The organism is Psychrobacter sp., from assembly GCF_041554015.1.
GTDB lineage: Bacteria > Pseudomonadota > Gammaproteobacteria > Pseudomonadales > Moraxellaceae > Psychrobacter.
Genome location: NZ_JBFFMS010000030.1, coordinates 1 through 17474 on the forward strand (window position 1 = coordinate 1; position 17474 = coordinate 17474).

General features: G+C 43.5%; 13 protein-coding genes and 1 pseudogene. 9 read left to right on the forward strand and 5 right to left on the reverse strand.

What is annotated here, in order from left to right:
- The 8 genes and pseudogenes from ABYU67_RS08620 to ABYU67_RS08655 form a co-directional block, all read left to right on the forward strand.
- Positions 1-357, forward strand: a pseudogene (locus ABYU67_RS08620) (acetyl-CoA C-acyltransferase); the annotation flags it as partial.
- A 54-nt stretch (positions 358-411) separates the two neighbouring features.
- Positions 412-1203: a 3-oxoadipate enol-lactonase gene (gene pcaD / locus ABYU67_RS08625; protein WP_372844595.1), complete on the forward strand. Its 792-nt coding sequence runs from the start codon at positions 412-414 to the stop codon at positions 1201-1203.
- Between the two features lie 72 nt (positions 1204-1275).
- Entirely contained in the window at positions 1276-2589 is a 1314-nt protein-coding gene (locus tag ABYU67_RS08630; RefSeq protein ID WP_372844596.1) for a M20 family metallopeptidase, read from the forward strand.
- A 417-nt stretch (positions 2590-3006) separates the two neighbouring features.
- A complete protein-coding gene (locus ABYU67_RS08635) occupies positions 3007-4371 on the forward strand; it encodes an MFS transporter (RefSeq protein ID WP_372844597.1) in 1365 nt (454 codons plus the stop codon).
- A 441-nt stretch (positions 4372-4812) separates the two neighbouring features.
- A complete protein-coding gene (locus ABYU67_RS08640) occupies positions 4813-6003 on the forward strand; it encodes an MFS transporter (RefSeq protein ID WP_372844625.1) in 1191 nt (396 codons plus the stop codon).
- A gap of 98 nt (positions 6004-6101) precedes the next feature.
- The gene (locus ABYU67_RS08645) at positions 6102-7058 is read left to right on the forward strand and encodes an EamA family transporter (RefSeq protein ID WP_372844599.1); all 957 of its coding nucleotides are present in this window, start codon (positions 6102-6104) and stop codon (positions 7056-7058) included.
- A 164-nt stretch (positions 7059-7222) separates the two neighbouring features.
- Positions 7223-7720 (forward strand): N-acetyltransferase family protein, encoded by a 498-nt coding sequence (locus ABYU67_RS08650; RefSeq protein ID WP_372844600.1) that lies wholly within the window; start codon positions 7223-7225, stop codon positions 7718-7720.
- A gap of 134 nt (positions 7721-7854) precedes the next feature.
- Entirely contained in the window at positions 7855-8352 is a 498-nt protein-coding gene (locus ABYU67_RS08655) for a GNAT family N-acetyltransferase (protein ID WP_372844601.1), read from the forward strand.
- Positions 8353-8482: 130 nt separating this feature from the next.
- On the opposite strand, the gene fecE is transcribed toward ABYU67_RS08655, so the two are convergent.
- From fecE to ABYU67_RS08680, 5 genes are all read right to left on the reverse strand, one after another.
- Entirely contained in the window at positions 8483-9250 is a 768-nt protein-coding gene (gene fecE, locus ABYU67_RS08660; protein ID WP_372844602.1) for a Fe(3+) dicitrate ABC transporter ATP-binding protein FecE, read from the reverse strand.
- Positions 9250-10281: a FecCD family ABC transporter permease gene (locus tag ABYU67_RS08665; protein WP_372844604.1), complete on the reverse strand. Its 1032-nt coding sequence runs from the start codon at positions 10279-10281 to the stop codon at positions 9250-9252. The genes fecE and ABYU67_RS08665 overlap by 1 nt, the downstream gene beginning before the upstream one ends.
- Before the next feature lie 94 nt (positions 10282-10375).
- Positions 10376-11452: a FecCD family ABC transporter permease gene (locus ABYU67_RS08670; protein WP_372844606.1), complete on the reverse strand. Its 1077-nt coding sequence runs from the start codon at positions 11450-11452 to the stop codon at positions 10376-10378.
- A gap of 42 nt (positions 11453-11494) precedes the next feature.
- Positions 11495-12589 carry a Fe(3+) dicitrate ABC transporter substrate-binding protein gene (locus ABYU67_RS08675; RefSeq protein ID WP_372844607.1) on the reverse strand — a complete coding sequence of 365 codons (1095 nt, stop codon included), beginning with the start codon at positions 12587-12589 and terminating at the stop codon, positions 11495-11497.
- 73 nt (positions 12590-12662) lie between these two features.
- Positions 12663-14753, reverse strand: a complete 2091-nt coding sequence (locus ABYU67_RS08680) for a TonB-dependent receptor (protein WP_372844608.1) — start codon at positions 14751-14753, stop codon at positions 12663-12665.
- Positions 14754-15012: 259 nt separating this feature from the next.
- Between ABYU67_RS08680 and ABYU67_RS08685 the strand changes: the two genes are divergently transcribed.
- Positions 15013-17205, forward strand: a complete 2193-nt coding sequence (locus ABYU67_RS08685; RefSeq protein ID WP_372844609.1) for a TonB-dependent receptor family protein — start codon at positions 15013-15015, stop codon at positions 17203-17205.
- Positions 17206-17474: the final 269 nt, after the last annotated feature.

Sequence of the window (17474 nt, forward strand, 5' to 3'; positions counted from 1 at the left end):
GTTGGGGTTGAGCCGCGCATTATGGGATTTGCGCCCGCCCCTGCTATAAAAAAGTTACTTAAGCAAACGGGACTCTCTCTCGCTGAGATGGATGTGATTGAGCTGAACGAGGCGTTTGCAGCACAAGCGTTGGCTTGCACGCGTGACTTGGGCTTAGCTGACGATAGCGAACGTGTCAATCCGAATGGCGGGGCAATTGCACTTGGTCACCCGCTTGGCGCCTCAGGAGCACGTTTGATTTTGACAGCACTCAATCAACTTGAGAAAACAGGTAAGCGTTATGCAATCTGCTCGATGTGTATCGGCGTAGGACAAGGCATTGCCATGATTATTGAAAGAGTTGATTACCAAGCGTAATACCCATCCCTATGTATGCCTTCGACATTTTAACCCTAAATAAGGATGCTCAGTATGCCCATATTTGACAATCAAGAAATAGCTCTAAATTACGCCACTTTTGGTGATAGCAGCAATCCTGCTTTACTATTTTCCAACTCTTTAGGTACCAGCTATCATATGTGGCAGCCACAAATCGATGCCTTACAAAACGATTATTTTATTATCTGCTACGACACCCGTGGCCATGGTAAATCCTCTGCACCAACAGGTCCTTATAATTTGGATCAGCTTGGGCAAGACGTCATTAACTTGCTTGATTACTTGAATATTGATAAAGCATTTTTTTGTGGCATCTCTATGGGCGGTATGACTGGTCAATGGCTGGCTATCAACCACCCTGACCGCTTTCAGCACTTGATGCTATGCAATACCGCCGCAAAGATTGGTAACGAGGTCGCATGGGCAGATCGCGCGCAATTGGTACGTGAGCAAGGTCTAGATCCTATTGCCGCTACGGCTGCCTCCCGTTGGTTCACAGCAAGTTTTATCGATAATCATCTTGATGTCGTTACAGCATTATCTGACGCTCTTGCAGCTGGTAGTAGTGAGGGTTATGCAAGCTGCTGTGAGGCATTATCTGTCGCTGATACACGTGAACAGCTAAAAGATATCCGCGTGCCAGTTACGGTGGTTGCAGGTTTTAAAGACCCAGTGACGACGGTTGCCGATGGTCAATATATGGTCGAACATATTCCTAATGCTACGCTTGCGACTATCGATGCTTCACATATCTCAAATATTGAGCAGCCGGATGCGTTCAATCAATTGGTGCAACAGTACTTAAATCAACACAAAAGCGCATAGACAACTATTGACGCAATCACCGTATTAACGTCAGTTAAATAGTACAACTAACCGCCACCGTAAGGAATTTACATGAGCCATCAAAAGAGTATGAAACGACTATTATTGTCACTCGCTATCAGCTTTGCCACGTTTAGTGCCTATGGTGCGCCATCCACGGTAAATATTGACAAACAGGTAAAAAGTGTTGAGCAAAAGGTCATTGATTGGCGCCGAGATATTCATCAGCATCCAGAATTGGGCAACCGAGAAACTCGAACTGCCGCTCTTGTTGCCAAACATTTAAAGTCGCTCGGCATGCAGGTTGACACCAATGTTGGTTATACTGGCGTTGTTGGATTTTTAAAAGGGGGTAAACCAGGCCCCACCGTGATGTTACGAGCAGATATGGACGCGCTGCCTGTGACTGAAAAAACAGATCTGCCCTTTAAATCAACTATTGTGACTAAGTACATGGGCGAAGACGTTGGGGTCATGCATGCTTGCGGTCATGATACTCATGTGGCCATGCTCATGGGCACAGCCGAAGTACTAGCAGCTGTAAAAAACGAGCTACACGGAAACATCATGTTCGTCTTTCAACCTGCTGAAGAAGGTCCTCCAGAAGGTGAAGAAGGCGGTGCTGAACTGATGTTGAAAGAAGGCATCTTTAAAAAATATAAACCAGATGTGGCATTTGGATTACATATCATGTCAAGCTTGAATAGTGGACAAATCGGCTATCGAAGCGGCCCGATTATGGCAAGTTCTGACGGCTTTCACATTACAGTGAATGGTAAGCAAACGCACGGTTCAGCACCTTGGAACGGAGTTGATCCTATCGCTAGTGCGGCGCAAATTGTTACAGGTATTAATCAAATAGTCAGCCGCCAAATTGATATTACTAAAGAGCCTGCCATTATATCAATTGGCCAAATATCTGGTGGTGTACGTGGCAATATCATTCCAGATACTGTTCATATGCAAGGTACTATTCGCAACTTTGATATGGACAATCGCGAACAAATTTTCAATAACATAAAAACGACTGCAACTAATATGGCCTTGGCATCAGGCGCCAAAGCTGACGTCAAAATCGAAAAAGGTTATCCTGTTACCATCAATAATCCCGAACTGACCGCGCAAATGCTACCCACGCTTAGTAAAATAGTCGGTAAAGACAATCTCGTTGAGGTGCCAAAAGCCACAGCGTCTGAGGACTTCTCATTTTATAGTCAAGAAGTTCCAGGGTTATTTATTTTTCTAGGTGGCACGCCAGTAGGAACAGATCCTACCACAGTGGCATACAATCATTCTCCCTACTTTACGGTAGATGAATCATCATTTAAGTTTGGTACTAAAGCACTTAGCCAATTGGCACTAGATTATTTAGCGATGAAGAAATAGCTTTCTAAAAGAGTCATATCTAGCGGTAAAAGCACTTGCTTAAATCAATACCTAAAGTCGCTATTTTATCTCTTATAACCGACATAATTTAATAAAAATCGAAATAGCTCATATATTTAAAAGATATACGGGCTATTTTTTCATCTACCTTTTAAGAAATATGCGCTATTACCAACAAGCACATAAAGTGTAGAAAAACAGATATTTAAAGGGTTATGAGCTGCTTAGCCATTTTTTTAGTAGCAATACACTTTTTTATTCAAACTAACTACTATTACTTGCATCTTCTAATTCGTCATAACGCCAAACACCATACCTTATAGGTATATATTTATACTCAGATGGTTTTTGACTTGATCATCAGAACACAATAACTTATTAGATACTTATAAGGATATTACCCATGGAGAAATACGAATGGAATCACCAACCTTAAACATCAATAAAGTTATTGATGAAGCCAAATTTGCTCCTTTTCATTGGAAGGTGCTGTTTTGGTGTCTACTGATCATTATCTTTGATGGTTATGATCTCATCATCTATGGCGTAGCCCTACCCTTACTCATGGAAGAATGGTCATTGACCGCGGTACAAGCAGGCTTTCTTGCTAGTGCAGCACTCTTTGGTATGATGTTCGGTGCCATGATTTTTGGTACTTTATCTGATAAAATCGGTCGAAAAAAGACCATTATGATCTGTGTCGCCCTATTCAGTAGCTTTACTTTTTTCGGCGCTTTTGCTAATGGCCCCATGCAATTTGCGGCTTTACGCTTTATTGCTGGTCTTGGAATCGGCGGCGTGATGCCCATTTGTGTGGCATTGACCTCTGAGTACGCTCCAAAACGTATCCGTAGTACTCTAGTCGCCATTATGTTTAGTGGTTACGCGATAGGTGGCATGGCATCAGCATTATTGGGCTCGTTCCTAGTGGTAGATTATGGCTGGGAGATTATGTTTTATATCGCAGGCATTCCTACCTTGCTATTACCGATCATCTGGAAAATGTTACCTGAATCGTTGATGTATTTGGTCAAAGAAAAAAAGCATGATGAAGCCAAACAAATCGTTCGCAAACTTGCACCACAAGAGAAAGTTACCGCGTCAACTACTTTGATATTAGACGAACCAACTAAAGGCGATGATGCCCCTATCAAGGCACTATTCCTAAGAAATCGCGGCTTTACCACAATCATGTTCTGGGTCGCCTTCTTTATGTGCTTATTAATGGTATATGCTCTCGCCAGTTGGTTACCAAAGCTGATGATTCAAGCGGGTTATTCGCTAGGCGCTAGTATGCTGTTCTTATTTGCGCTCAATATTGGCGGGATGATCGGTGCTATTGGTGGCGGGGTGCTGGCTGATAGATTCCACTTAAAGCCGGTATTAACCGTTATGTTTGTTGCTGGTGCAGCCGCGTTGATATTACTTGGCTACAACAGCCCGCAAGTGGTGCTATATACCTTAATCGCGATTGCAGGCGCTACTACTATTGGCTCACAGATCCTGCTTTATACTTTTGTCGCTCAGTATTATCCGACTGCTGTACGTACGACAGCGATGGGCTGGGCATCGGGTATCGGTCGCATTGGCGCTATCGTAGGTCCTATCTTGACTGGGGCGCTACTTACGCTTGAGCTAAGCCACCAGACAAACTTTTTGTTTATCGCCATACCAGGAATAATTGCAGCCATTGCTATTTTCCTTGTCAACCTAAATGCAGCCGTGGATGGTAAAAAAATTCAAGAAGAACCAGTCACTCTAGATACACCTATAGCGACCTAGATCTTATTTAAGATTAGCTTTCATTCTCAGATTTTTAAATCCCTCGAATTCTGGTGAGCGCACCACAAAAACGATATGACATAACGAGCCCTTGTAAGCCATGCGCTGCAAGGGTTTTTTATTGCTTAATATACTCGAATTATCCTTATATAGTATGATTTATATAGTCTATAAATAAACGAGGTGTCATGCTGCGCATAACTATACACTTTGCTCACCAATTGTGACACTATATCGCATCTGCTGTAAATATTTAAACTATAGTCGAGTATATCAATAGTACTTATAGTTCTAAGAATGATAGGTAGACTAAACTTAACCGCAAACTTTGAAAAACGTACAAGCGCTTCTGAGAGTTGCCACTAAATTTTGGGCAAGCGTCACTGTTTCAATAGATGATAATTGCGTAACGCTCAAAATCCGACTTTAGCTAGAGACTATATGCGAAACCATCACAAACTACCCAGCCATGTCTATTTTTTATTAATTGGTCAAAGTATTAATCTCACAACTGCGGTGCTATCGGTGACGGTAGCTGCTTTAGTTGGTTTATCTTTAGCACCAACAGTGAGCTCTGCAACTATTCCTTATGGATTACAATTTTTAGCCATCCTAGTTAGCACCGTTTTATTCTCAAGACTCATGAAAAAATTCGGCAGATATCGTATTTTTAATGCTGGTATTGGGTTCTTATTTTTGTCAGGCATTATTGGATTTTTATCCTTAATAGATAAAAACTTTTTGTATTTATGCTTAAGTCACTTTTTATTAGGGCTTTTTATCTCAACCGCTAACTTTTATAGATTTGCCGCTACCGATACTATAAGTAGTGATCTTATTCCCAAAGCCACGTCAATGGTCATATCAGGTGGGGTGTTTGCTGCGATAGTCGCGCCATTATTGGCTATCAATTTGGCCAAAGCATCAGACTTACCTGATTATTCACTCATTTATCTAGCTTTATCAGCGCTTGCCATTATTTTATTTGTCATTATTCATTTTTGGCATCGAGCAAACATTCATCATGATAAAAGCAGTCTAAAAACAAAAACGGCACTCTTAAACACGACAGAGGTTAGAAAATACATCATTGTCATCGGTATATTAGGCGGTGCTTTAGGCTATTACATTATGAACCTTATGATGATAGCGTCGTCACTATTTTTAAAGCAAAGCCATTCTTTTGATTATGCGTCTTACGCGATTCAAATGCATGTGCTGGCCATGTTTTTACCCTCATTTTCTGTGGCAAAGATTATCAATCTCATCAATAGCGTTAACACCATCATACTTGGCTTTGTTTTGATCTCCCTCTCATGCTTATTGCCTATCATCTTTGTTGATACTGTTTTTATTAATATCGCTTTAGTTGTTTTAGGTATTGGCTGGAATTTTACTTATTCAGGAGGTTCGGCGCTGCTAAGTAATATTCAAGGGGAGCAAAGGCTGAGGTTTCAAGGCATTAATGAAACCGTCATTGCTTTTTTTGCAACCTTAGGCGCTTTTCTTCCTGCGCCCATACTGAGCTATTTTGGCTGGATAAACACCAACTTAGTGTTCTTTATATTTTCTATTTCGATATCGGCTGTATTTATCCTTTTTGTATTTGCCTTTAAAAAAAGAGGTTATTAGTAAGTCGATAATCATCTATCTTTAGAGTTCTTGCAATCCATTGAATTTAAAAGTATTTTTCAAGATTCTCTTTTATAATAATAACTTTAGGATAATGTATGACGCCTATCCATGTTTTATTAGCTGTGCTAGTGGCCTTTATTTGGGGCGTAAACTTTACCTTTATTGCGTGGGCGCTCGAAAGCTTTCCACCGCTCATGCTCACTGCTCTACGCTTTTTCTTTACTGCTGTGCCACTGGTTTTATTTTTAAAGCCGCCTAAGTTTAATCGTACGCTATTTATCTATGCGATTGGTACGTTTGTCATGCAGTATGCCTTTGTCTTTACTGCCATGCATTTGGGCGCATCGGCAGGATTGACAGCACTATTGTTACAAGTTCAGATATTTATCACGGTTTTACTGGCGTATGTCATATTGGGTGAAGCAGTAAATCGTATGCAAATCATCGGTATGGTAGTCGGTGTACTGGGACTTAGCGTCATCGCGCTTAACCTTGGCGGTGATATGCCTTTAATTGGGTTTATCTGTATTTTGATTGCGGCAATCGGTTGGAGCTTTGGCAACATTGCCTCAAAGCAGGTATCAACACAAACAATGGCACAGACGATGCAGCAAGGTGCTAGTCTGCATACTGGTTCATCTACTAATAGTAAGAATAAAGCATCGGCACTGTCTGCATTAGCACTGGTAGCATGGGGTGGTCTGATCGCTTGTGTGATTTTGACTCTATCGTCTCTTATATTTGAGAGCGCCGCATGGCAGGTGGCGACGTTTACCCAAGTGTCACTTAAGTCTTGGTTATCGCTTGGATTTATCGTATATATCTCAACGCTGATTGGCTTTGGACTCTGGTCACACTTGCTCGCGCAAAATACGGCCTCAAAAGTGACGCCATTTGCCTTGCTGGTACCCGTATTCGGTATGGCGACCTCAGTGCTGCTTATGGGGGAAGTTGTGACGTGGTGGAAGATGCTGGCTATGCTGTTTATTTTATCCGGACTCATATTAGCCAATGTGAAGTTTAATGGTAGTAAAAAGCTTATACATACATAAAAACAAGCAACTGGTTTTTGCACTATTAGGCAAGTTTATTAACGCTTTAGCTTATATCAATTTTATACGTTTTGCGGTCGATAGTAAAAAACCACTTTGAAATTAATAAATCTTTTAGTCAAAGCGAACCATAACTCATTACATTAAATATATAAGAGCATCATATGTTAAACGTCAAGATTAAAATTCTGAGCGTAGATAATTCTAACGATTTCAGAACCATTAGACTTTCAGCTTTAAAAAAATCTCCCGAAATGTTTGGCTCTACTTATATAGCAGAGGTAGAAAAATCGTTGAATTTTTTCAAAAACTGTTTATCAAGCTCAATTGTATTTGGCGCTTACCATGAAAATAGAATTATAGGTTTAGCAACCTTAACACAAGAAAGTGGCATAAAATTCTCTCATAAAGCAACTTTATCAAGTGTATTCATTGAGCCTGAGTTTCAACAAAAAGGTGTGGCAGGTAACTTACTTAGTGCAGTCATAGATTATAGTAAAAAATATGTGGAGCAAATCTTACTTACTGTCGCCGATGATAATAAGCCTTCAATTCATCTTTACAAGAAATTTGGCTTTGAAGTTTATGGTATAGAAATACAGGCAATGAAAGATAATGGACAGTATATTGATGAAGTTTTGATGAAACGTTTCGTGTCTTAGATTATTCTAAAAACGCAGTACCCTAGTAAAGATAACAATGCTATACGCAAATGCTTGTTTGAGATAATTTTATAGATCAAAGTTATTTACATCCTTTAAGGTCTAAACACGATCATTCACTTATGGAGTGCAGCATGTTTTTTATACGTAAGGCCGACCAACATGATGTCTCAGATATTGCTCATATACATTTCACAAGTTGGCATGCTACCTATGCAGACCTTTTGCCCAAAGCCTACCGTGATAAAGAGAATAATTTACCTCAAAAGATAGCGATGTGGGGGAAAATAATGCTTAGCTCTGGTGTGAATACATGGATAGCTTATGATGATGAGAATAATAATGTCGGGTTTATTTCTTACTTCACAAAGAATAATGAGTGTGAAATAACGACCCTATATATCCTGCCTCAATACCAAAGTCTGGGGCTTGGCACCAAGCTAATGAATGCAGCCATAGAAGATATCTCTCGGCATAACAGATGTATTACTTTGTCTTTATGGGTGCTAGAGAATAACCTACCTGCGATTAGCTTTTATAAAAAATCTGGTTTTGAGCCTGATGGCAAGCATAGTGAAGAGCTATACGAGGATAGCAAGATAATCGATATTAGAATGGTTAAATCACTATAATGTTGACTATTTTTAGGCACAAAAGGTTTCTAAAATGAAGATATATATCTTACCTATTTTTCTATCATTTGTATGGCATCAAAGCATGTGATGAAAGCTCATTAACAATCAATTTGATAACACTAATATTCTATACGTACACACACATCGGCGAGCCTGCTATAGGGTCGGTAATCACTTTGGCTTGTACATCAAATATCTCAGCAAGCATCGCCTCCGTCATCACCTCATGAGGGCTGCCCATCATTTGTACCTCCCCTGATTTTAACACTACCAATAGGTCACAATACCTCGCTGCTTGGTTAAGATCATGGAGCACAACGATGATGCTTTTTCCCTTATCTTTTAATGCTCGAATGAGCCGCATCAGCTCTATCTGATAGGAGATATCTAGATAAGTGGTCGGTTCATCAAGCATGATAATATCGGTGTCTTGCGCCAAAATCATCGCAATCCAAGCGCGCTGCTGTTGACCACCTGACAAAGCTTCAAGCGGCGTATCAGCCAAAGAGTCAATCGCCATCTCGTCCATGACGCTATCTACTATCTGGTTATCGGTAGCACTTAGCTTGCCCCAATGCGAGACATAAGGGGTCCTACCATATTCAACCAATTGTCTGACGCTCAAGCCTTCAGGATTGGTCTGCACTTGTGGCAATACCGATATCTGACGGGCAATCTGCCGATTGTTTAATTGCGCCATATCTTGTTGTCTAAGTAAAATCCTTCCCGATTGCGGTTGAATCAGCCGGCATAAGCCTTTTAATAGCGTCGATTTTCCGCAGCCATTTGGACCAATGAGCCCAATGACTTTATTTTCTGGCAGCTCAAGCGACAAGTTTTTGATAATACGTTGGCTATTATGATAGCCAAGCTGGAGTTCATTCACTGATAGCATCACCACCCCTTATAGCGCGATAGCAAAAAGATAAAATAAGGCGCACCGATCACTGAAGTTAAGACACCAGCTGGTAGCTCAATTGGCGCAAATAGACTGCGTGCCAATACATCTGCGCTGACTAAAATGATCGCGCCTATCAGCGCGGACGCTGGCAATAAGATACGGTGCTGATGCCCAAAGAGCAAGCGGGCGATATGCGGCGCAAGCAGTCCGATAAAACTGACTGTCCCTGCTACCGATACCGCTAAGCTCGCAATCACCACTGCGATGAGCAAGGTGCTAAATTCTAGTGGTTTGACGGACACACCCAAATGATAGGCTGTCTCCTCACCAAGTCCCAAGACATCCAAACGCCACGCTAAATACATACTGATGACCATCAATACGGCAAATATTATCGTTAGCATTGGAATATGTTGCCAGCTGCGACCCCACAAGCTACCGGTTAACCAAATCATTGCAGTATTGATCTCGACGGGATAAAGCACCAATAAAAAATTAATACCACTGGCTAAAAACGCACTAATGGCGACACCTATCAATGCTAGGCGCGCGGGCGTAGGCTGAGATATCTGTGCCAAGAGCATGATAATACAAAAGGCTAATAAGCCACCAAGTAGCGCTGCGACCGACAACCACCACGTAGGTGCCGTAGGAATCATCACCAGTAAAAGCGTCGCGCAAAACCCTGCACCAGCGCTGATACCCATTAAGTCAGGTGAGGCTAACGGGTTGCGAATCACCCCTTGCACCAATGAGCCTGATAGACCAAGACTTGCGCCCACCAGTATTGCTAATAGCGTGCGCGGCAGACGATGCTGCCAGACAATAAAATCTTTGTCACCGCTAAACCCTTGTTGTAAATGTTGCCAGACTTGCCCGTACGTTAATTCACTGGCACCAAAAAAAATACTGCTCACACTAAGGATAAGTAGAAGCACAATAATCAGTACCACCGCTCTACTTGCCGATTTACGAGCAAATAATGAGTGTAAGAGCGGTGCAGAGGCGTTGGTTTTTATGGTCATCTGTTGCTTACTTTTATTGCTTTATAAATATTGAGTCGCTTTATAAAAAAGCGAATAACTGGCTTTTACATAAATTGTTTCAAATGTATTCTTGTTAGCTATCAAGCCGTCGCCTGCATGCCAGCGCAATAAAAACTGGCGTACCAATCAGCGCGGTTAATAAGCCCACCGGTGTCTCTGCTGGATAAGCGATAGCCCGTGATAAGACATCTGCCCATACCATCAATATACTGCCAAGTAGCATGGATAAGGGCAGGAGCTGCTCATACGCCATATTAGATACTTGTTTTAATAGACGTTTGGCAACGTGCGGGATAATCAAACCGACAAAGGCAATGGGACCTGCGACTGCCACACTGACCGCCGTTAATATCGTAATCAATGCCCCGCACGACCATTGCAATGCTCGCAGGTTTACCCCAAGGCTGCTCGCCACCTCATCGCCCAGCACCAAGACATTTAATTTAGGCGACAGCCACCAGCCATAACCTAATGCCAGCAGCGATATAATTGCTAGCATAGGAATGGATTCCCAGCGCGTATTGGCAATAGAACCTGCCAGCCAATACAGCACTCCATATGCCTGTTCATCCGTGGTAATGAGCGCCGCTCGCGTCAGACCGACCAGCAGCGCATTGATAGCAACGCCCGACAAGATAAGACGGACAGGATGCACTGGACGACCGGAGAAGTAGCCTGCCAATCCAGCCACGAGGGCACAAGAAAGCACTGCGCCGACCAGCGCTTGCAAAAAGGTCGAGGTTAAAAAGCTAACCCCTAAGCCAATAGAGGATAAAGCAACGACACATGCTGCCCCAGCATTGATACCCAATACCGCAGGAGACGCCAGTGAATTACGAGTCATCACCTGCATCAGCAGCCCAGCTACCGCCAAATTGGCACCGACTATAATCGCCACGAGCACGCGCGGCAGGCGAATCTCTATTAATAATTGCGCGGCTAATGAGGTTTTAGCATTCGACTGAGCCAATAAAGAAAAGGCATCCAAAATCGACAGGGAGAATTTTGAATACGCCGTCAACCCTTGCCAACAGCCTATTAGCAAAATAATGAACAATCCGCACCACAATAGCGCCCGTGTTATCGGACGCTTTGCAATGGAGGGTTTTGGCGGTCTAGAAGAGGAGCGGCTCAGTTTTGTCTCAACCATAAAAGCCGCCCTGTTTTAAACAGACAGTCTTGTAATGGCGCATTATTTTGATTCTTTTACGGAAGGGTTTGCGCCTTCTTTACCTTGGCTCGATGCAATCTTAAGCAGCTCAGCGCTCATGTATTCAGCGGATTGCATACTGCGATTGAGTGCCCAATAATTGGGATCGACTTCGATGACCTGATTGTTTTTGACCGCCGTTAACTGATTAAAGAGCGGTGAGGATTTCCATTCATCATAAATGGTATGGTCGTTATAGCGCCCAATCAACAACCAATCCGGATTGGCCGCTATTAATTGCTCCAAACTGGTCGCGATATACGCCTCACCTGTTTGCTCAGGAATCGGACTTTTGATATTTAGATGATTGAGCAAACTACCTGCGTACGAGCTTGGACCATGTAGCCACATGCCTTTATCACTGATAATCGCAAACTGCACGCTGTGTTTAGCAAGCGGTGTGGCTGCCAATTGCGACTTTAAATCTGCCATTTTTTTAAGATGGGTATTGATAACTTGCGACATTTTTTTATCTTGGTGAACGATATGCCCGACCAATTGCGCCGTCTGGATATTTTCCACATAACTCTCACCGCGGCTTTTTAGTACGACCGACGGTGCGATGCGATTCAGCTCATCGGCGATGACCGTATGACGCTCATCATCGGCAATGATCAGATCAGGTTTTAAATCAGCAATGGCCTCAAGGCTTGGCTGATAGCGTGAACCAACCGAGGTATAGCCAGATAGCTGCTGAGTAAACTCAGGAATAATACTGTCAGGCTTACTATCATCGGCGATACCAACTGGCGTCAGACCTAATGCTAACGCATCCCCTAAAAATGAGTATTCCAAAACCACGATACGCTTTGGGTCATTTGGGTAGTCGCCTAGATTGGGCAAACGCGCTTTGATCTCTTTATCAGTTAGTAGCTGGACAGCATGATTGTCGCTACTGCTATTACTGCTACTGACATTTGACTGAGTGGCTGCTACCGATGTGTCATTATCAGCATTCACTGGTAGCGTTGCCGTAGCATTGTTTTTTTGATTGACAATAAAAACAATACCGCCAATGACAATCAATACGATGACCAATAAAGGTAGAATAAGCGCGAGCTTTGGACGTTGATTCATAAATAACCTGTCTTACTATCATGAAATGGATTGGGCGCTAACAATATAAGAGCTTGGTGTTAACACTGACGTATTAAAACTCATAGTTATAGGTCAATAGCCACGTTCTTGGCGCACCAAACCCGATCTGATTTTTACCTGAGCTGCCGTTGGTCGCCCCAAATGCATACTTTTTATCCAGCGCATTGTTCAGGTTCAGCTGCCAGTTATGTTTGCCCATACTATAAGCAGTCATCAAATCTACAGTCGTATAGCCATCAAGCTCTACTGCCTCTGCATCCCCTGCATAGCGATCACTGATATAATTGACGCCGCCGCCGACACGCCATTGGTCATCAGGCTGATAAGCGGTCCATAATGAGAAAGTCTGCTCTGGGACATCATTTGGCACAAGGCCAGTCTTTTTGTCTTTTGCATCCAAATAGCTATAACCTGCTGACACATCCCAGTTATCCCGAATCTTTCCGCGTGCTTCAAGCTCAAGCCCTTGATGACGAAACTCATCTTTATCAATCACTTCACGATTGTCATTGGTTTTTGGGTCTTCTTTATCAATCTGATAGACAGAAGCATTGAGCATAATATCGTCATTGTAGAGATATGTCTTAACACCAATCTCTTTTAGGTCGGTTTGATACAGTGCGCCCAATTTTGGATTGATAAACGTTCCAGAGTAAGGCAGCTGCCATGAGCGCGCGAGCGTCGCATAAGCGGAAGTAGCGTCATTGAACTTATAGACAACACCTGCGCGGTAGCTGAATTTGTCGTCATTCAGCTCACTATCCTTGCCATTAGCGCTTTGGTCCATCTGGATATTGTCATAACGGACGTTACCGACGAGCGACCAGTCGCCAATATGATAGACATCTTGGGCAAAGACGCCGACACTTTGGGTGCTATTTTTACGAAATTTAGGAAACCCTGGATTGGGGGTTGGACCTGCGCTTGGGTTGGTTGCTGACGTAGGTGGTACATTTTTATCCGTCGCAAGGGTCAAATCAATGTCGATATCATTGTAATCGGCGCCAAATAACAATTCATGATTGCCTTTATTCCAAGCAAGCTCTGACTGCACCGTTTTGCTGGTGCGTGGGTCATAACCAAAATTATTCACGGTACGCCCAACTTTGTCATCCTTCACATCTGCTGATGTCTGTCGGGTGCCTTTTTGTTCTAAAGTGATATGACTGTATGATGCCCGATTGGTCCATTTAAGATCATTATTAATCTTAACCTCATGATTGATCGCCGCATGCCAATTGTCTGAATCTTGGTAATCATTGGTGCCGCCATAAAAGGTGTTGACGGGCACATCAACTGGCTTGCCATCTTTAGAAGGTACGCCGCGATAAGGCACAAGGTGCTGACGCATAAAATCAAGGGAGAAATCGAGGGTTTGCTGATCCGTCGGCTGCCAGCGCACTGTTGGGGCAATAAAGACATCGTTTGAATCGACATGATCGACAAAGGAGTCACTACGGCGATACTCAGCATTGAGACGGGTATTGACGGTATCTGATACTTTATGCGAGCTATCGACACGCGCTACGGCCAAGCCATCGCTACCTACTTGCGCTTGTACCTTATTAAACTCATCGCCCTCTGCTTTTTTGCTGACGAGGTTTATAATACCGCCTGCGCTGCCGCGACCATACAAGGCGCCCGCGGGACCTTTGACCACCTCTACGCGCTCGACATTGGCGAGGCTGCGATAAGACTGTAATTTGCCATCATCGCGCATGCCATCGCTATACACATCATTTAGACTATTAAACCCGCGCAGCACAAACTCATCTCGGCTGCCCTCACCCAGCGTATTGTTCAGACCAGCAACGCCTTTGACCGCATCCAACACTCGTACCGCACCTCTGTCTTCAAGCTCGGTCTTGGTGACTACCGATACTGACTGCGGCACATCCAGCCATTCTGTCTGTGTCTTAGTCCCTGATGTTGGCGCATAAGCGGCATAACCTTCATATTTTTTTGCGGTGACCACCACAATGGGGGCAAGTGTGGTCGCAGGCTCTGCGCTTATTGGCTGATTGAAGGTCTCTTGAGCAAATAATGATGTACTTGCAGCCATCATCAAACCGGATGTGGTTATGGTTAAGAATAACTGAGCGCGAACCGCCATTACCAGCCGCTTAGGTTGATTGTTATGCATATATAGGGCCATAGAATGTTTAAGAATGGGTGAGTATGAGAACAAATAGTAAATACCAGTTTGATTATAAATTGGCGCGTAACAATAAGGAGCAACAATAAGGAGAGGCTTATATCGTCAAGCGGCAGCCTTGCCTTATCATGCATCTAAATGATAATAACTTTGCAAATGATAACGATTACTGTTTATAATTGCAACGTTTTAGCAACACTATTATTTTTTAACTGACGCAAATATTCGCTAAATAATTGGAATAGTTATGGTTATTATTTTTAAACGCTCAGCGCTTTGTCTGGCAATGCTTTGTATTTATCAACAAAGTAGCGCTGAGATGACGTCCAAATCTTCTGACACGCAGTCGCAGGTACAGGCAACTATTCACTCCCAAGGCAGCATTCAAAAAGACAGCACAGCCGATACTGTATCTGTGACCGCAGCGCCCATCGTGGTAACTGCCGACACGTTGGGCAGCTCTAGCGCCAATGAGGTCAAAGCATTTGCCGGTAATCGCACGGTGATTGATAACGATTTTATTAAAAAAACCGCCAGCCATTCGATTGATAGCGCTCTACAGTTTATCCCCGGTGTCAAAATCGATGATGAAACGGGTACTGGCGTATTACCGAATATCTCTGTTCGCGGGTTGAGTGCCAGCCGTAGTGGACAGGCGCAGTTTTTGATGGATGGCATTCCATTAACCTTAGCGCCTTATGCGCATACCGGTCAGTCTATCTTCCCTGCGACCCTTGATAATATTGAGCGCATTGATGTGGTACGCGGAGGGGCAGCGACCCAATACGGTCCGAACAATGTCGGCGGCGTGATTAACCTCGTCACCAAACCGATTGCCGATGAGACTCAAACCGAAATTGGCACCAATCTGACGTTTTTTGAACAAAACAGCAAGCCTTTGACCAGCTTATATGCCCGTCATAGCCGCTGGTTAACTGATGATTTTGGCATACAGTTAGAGGCCAATACCATTAAAGGCGACAGCTTTAGAGACCACTCAGATACCGAGGTCACCAATTTACAAGCCAAAGCCCTTTGGTATATTGATGACACTCAGGAACTTGAAGGGTTCTTGCAATATTATGATGCAGATACGCAAATGCCAGGTGCGCTCTCGCCCGCCGCCTATGAGCAAGATGTTGGACAGAGTCAGCGGCCGCATGAAGCCTATCAAGGTAAATCAACACGCTGGCATGCGAAATACAAAAACTACTTGGATATCGGCGACCAAGCGGTGTTAGACCTCACCACCTTTGGCCATCATGCCACACGTAATTTTGAATGGGGATTTAACTCGCAAGCCAATAAACAAGGGGTACATTGGGCAGACCCAGCGGTTGCCGCAGATAGCCTGCGCACCTCTCCTCGTGAGTTCGATGTCTATGGCGTAGAGCCGAAATTTTCTATCAAGTTTGGCGATGATACAAACATCAAGCATCATCTTATCAGCGGCGTGCGCTATGTTAATGAAGACATTGACTATAAGCTGACGCAGACCAAATTTGCAGATGGTACGACGACCACGCCGCGCGACTGGAACCTACAAACGGACGCATGGGCGGCTTATCTAAGCGATGAGATGCGCTTTTTGGATGAGCGCCTAACGATTACCCCTGGCATCCGTTACGAGCATGCAAAAATGACGTTTAATGATACTGGCGATAATACGCAAGCAGACAATACCATTACAGAATGGCTGCCGGGGCTCACCACGTCTTACGCCTTAAGCAAAGCGGACGATAAGCTGTGGCTGGTTTATGCCAATGCACAAAAATCGCTGAGAACGCCGCAAATTGCTTATATTCGCGGTAAAGGGGAAGAAGGCAGCGAGCTTGCGTGGAATTATGAAGTCGGCACCCGCTATACCACTGATAATCTACAAGCCAATTTGGGACTGTACCGCATCGATTTTAAAGATCAGCTGCAATGGAACAGCGCGGAGCAAAGCTTTGATAATGTAGGGCGTACGCTGCATCAAGGTTTAGAGACTGCGATCAGTTATACGCCAAAAACCTTCAAAAACCTCGATGTTGGTCTGAGCTACAACTACCTTGACGCCACGCTAAAAGAAGGGGTAGATGAAGGCAATCAGCTGCCATACAGCTCACCGCATCAGTTAGGCTGGCATGCAAGCTATAAGCACCAAGATTACAACGCCACCTTATCTGGCGTTTACTATGATAAAGCTTATACTGATAATGCCAACACGGTAGCAGAAAGCAAAGACGGCGGTACTGGGGAGACACCTGCTTATCAAGTTTGGAACTTAAGCCTACAAAAGACGCTGCAAGATACCAAGAACGAAAAGCTATCTGTGCAGTTTGGTATTAACAATTTATTTGATGAGCAATATTATTTCCGCGGTATCGATACCAGCCCTGTCGGTCGCTATCCTGCGCCGGGACGCTCGTACAAGTTGGGTCTCAATTATCAATTTTGAGGGTTGATAAACCCTAATCCTTAAATACTTCGTAACGATAAAAGCAAATCTGCCATAGATTTGCTTTTATTCTAAGCCGCCAAAACATAGCCGTTCCTCTGTTAAAGATAAAAACACTCAGCCGCCCCATCTTACAGCCCTTTTCATCAGAACTTGCTAGATTCTTGCCATTGATTAAACAATATTGTCATATTATACTTGTAAATGATTATCATTATCATTATCATTACGGTCACGAAATATTGTCATGCTTGTTTTTTACTGATGGT